The organism is Tenacibaculum amylolyticum, assembly GCF_964511145.1.
Classification (GTDB): Bacteria; Bacteroidota; Bacteroidia; order Flavobacteriales; family Flavobacteriaceae; genus Polaribacter; species Polaribacter amylolyticum.
In genome coordinates this window covers 2501-5373 of the sequence record NZ_CAZEFZ010000049.1, presented here as the reverse complement: position 1 = coordinate 5373, position 2873 = coordinate 2501, and the positions used below count along the sequence as shown (strand labels likewise).

Genomic DNA, 2873 nt, shown 5'->3' with positions numbered 1-2873 from the left:
AAAAAAACTTCAAAAAAGTTTTGGTCAATTTAAAAAGAGTTTATAAATTTGCATCCGCTTTCAGAAATGAAACAAACGATCACAGAGATTTTGGAATGATAATAAAACATCAACTAGTTCGATTCTAGTGTTTCTACAAGAAAAGGTTAATTAAGATTTTGGTTGAGAAAGACTAAATATTACGATTAACGAAGTTCATTGAAAATATTGAAATTGACAGCGTAATTAGAGTAGAATAACTATAGCTTGAAATCAAGTTAAATTCTTTTGAAACTTATTCATTTAAAACATTAAAGATTTTACAATGAAGAGTTTGATCCTGGCTCAGGATGAACGCTAGCGGCAGGCTTAACACATGCAAGTCGAGGGGTAACAGGTTGTGCTTGCACAATGCTGACGACCGGCGAACGGGTGCGTAACGCGTATAGAATCTGCCTTGTACAGGAGGATAGCCTTTAGAAATGAAGATTAATACTCCATAATGCTGGGATGTGGCATCACGTTCTAGTTAAAGATTTATTGGTACAAGATGACTATGCGTCCTATTAGCTAGATGGTAAGGTAACGGCTTACCATGGCTACGATAGGTAGGGGGTCTGAGAGGATTATCCCCCACACTGGTACTGAGACACGGACCAGACTCCTACGGGAGGCAGCAGTGAGGAATATTGGTCAATGGAGGCAACTCTGAACCAGCCATGCCGCGTGCAGGAAGACTGCCCTATGGGTTGTAAACTGCTTTTATATGGGAAGAAACAGTCGTACGTGTACGGCCTTGACGGTACCATAAGAATAAGCACCGGCTAACTCCGTGCCAGCAGCCGCGGTAATACGGAGGGTGCAAGCGTTATCCGGAATCATTGGGTTTAAAGGGTCCGCAGGCGGTCAATTAAGTCAGAGGTGAAATCCTGCAGCTTAACTGTAGAACTGCCTTTGATACTGGTTGACTTGAGTTATACGGAAGTAGGTAGAATAAGTAGTGTAGCGGTGAAATGCATAGATATTACTTAGAATACCGATTGCGAAGGCAGCCTACTACGTATATACTGACGCTCATGGACGAAAGCGTGGGGAGCGAACAGGATTAGATACCCTGGTAGTCCACGCCGTAAACGATGGACACTAGTTGTTGGATGTAAGTTCAGTGACTAAGCGAAAGTAATAAGTGTCCCACCTGGGGAGTACGGTCGCAAGATTGAAACTCAAAGGAATTGACGGGGGCCCGCACAAGCGGTGGAGCATGTGGTTTAATTCGATGATACGCGAGGAACCTTACCAGGGCTTAAATGTAGAGTGACAGGCTGAGAGATCGGTTTTTCTTCGGACACTTTACAAGGTGCTGCATGGTTGTCGTCAGCTCGTGCCGTGAGGTGTCAGGTTAAGTCCTATAACGAGCGCAACCCTTATCGTTAGTTGCCAGCAAGTAAAGTTGGGGACTCTAGCGAGACTGCCGGTGCAAACCGTGAGGAAGGTGGGGATGACGTCAAATCATCACGGCCCTTACGTCCTGGGCTACACACGTGCTACAATGGTATGGACAATGAGCAGCCACTATGCGAATAGGAGCGAATCTATAAACCATATCACAGTTCGGATCGGAGTCTGCAACTCGACTCCGTGAAGCTGGAATCGCTAGTAATCGGATATCAGCCATGATCCGGTGAATACGTTCCCGGGCCTTGTACACACCGCCCGTCAAGCCATGGAAGCTGGGGGTGCCTGAAGTCGGTGACCGCAAGGAGCTGCCTAGGGTAAAACTGGTAACTAGGGCTAAGTCGTAACAAGGTAGCCGTACCGGAAGGTGCGGCTGGAACACCTCCTTTCTAGAGAAAGATGGTTAGTTACAAAAGTGGTTATTTTACTCTGCTGTTAATTTTAAATACAAAGACTAAGATCTTAAAATAGTCTCGTAGCTCAGCTGGTTAGAGCGCTACACTGATAATGTAGAGGTCGGCAGTTCGAGTCTGCCCGAGACTACTATTTTTTTAAGGTTTAAGTTACAGGAAATTCTAGAAGTTGAAAAATGTAGTTTATATAGTTTAAAACTACTATATACTAACTACTCAATGCTAACTACTAGTATATGGGGGATTAGCTCAGCTGGCTAGAGCGCTTGCCTTGCACGCAAGAGGTCATCGGTTCGACTCCGATATTCTCCACAACGGCATAAGTTGTTCACGAAGTTTAAATACTTGTCAGTGGCGACTCGCCACAACGTTCATTGACATATTGGTAAAAATGATATCGTAAAGAATCAAGATAGAGAGTTAGAGTAAAACTCTAACAACATATTTTTATAAAGAATTATAAAGAGCTCGTTTTGACGCAAGTCAAAGCAAAAAGTACAATAAGCTAAATAAGGGCGTATGGCGGATGCCTAGGCTTTCAGAGGCGAAGAAGGACGTGATAAGCTGCGATAAGTTACGGGGAGTGGCACATGCATTATGATCCGTAAATTTCCGAATGGGGCAACCCACTATACTGAAGGTATAGTACCGAGAGGAGCAAACCTGGTGAACTGAAACATCTAAGTAACCAGAGGAAGAGAAAACAATAGTGATTCCGTTAGTAGTGGCGAGCGAACGCGGATTAGCCCAAACCAATATTGTTACGGCAATATTGGGGTTGTAGGGCTGCGACATTAGAATCTAAGTGAACTAGAATCGTTTGGAAAGACGAACCGTAGAGAGTGATAGTCTCGTATAGGTAAGCGAAGAGGATATAGCAGTACCCTGAGTAGTGCGGGACACGTGTAATCCTGTATGAATCTGCCGGGACCATCCGGTAAGGCTAAATACTCCTGAAAGACCGATAGTGAACTAGTACCGTGAGGGAAAGGTGAAAAGAACCCTAAGTAAGGGAGTGAAATAGAA

2 tRNA genes and 2 rRNA genes (1 of these 4 cut by a window edge) are annotated in these 2873 nt (G+C 44.2%); all 4 read left to right on the top strand.

Annotation, left to right across the window (positions count from 1 at the left end):
* Window positions 1-301: 301 nt before the first annotated feature.
* Window positions 302-1823: ribosomal RNA gene (locus tag ACKTTC_RS12870) — 16S ribosomal RNA — on the top strand.
* Between the two features lie 80 nt (window positions 1824-1903).
* Window positions 1904-1977: transfer RNA gene (locus ACKTTC_RS12865), tRNA-Ile, on the top strand.
* Between the two features lie 108 nt (window positions 1978-2085).
* A tRNA-Ala gene (locus tag ACKTTC_RS12860) sits at window positions 2086-2159 on the top strand.
* A 186-nt stretch (window positions 2160-2345) separates the two neighbouring features.
* Window positions 2346-2873: ribosomal RNA gene (locus tag ACKTTC_RS12855) — 23S ribosomal RNA — on the top strand (it continues 2261 nt past the right edge of the window).
* The 16S and 23S rRNA genes sit together here with 2 tRNA genes alongside, the layout of an rRNA operon.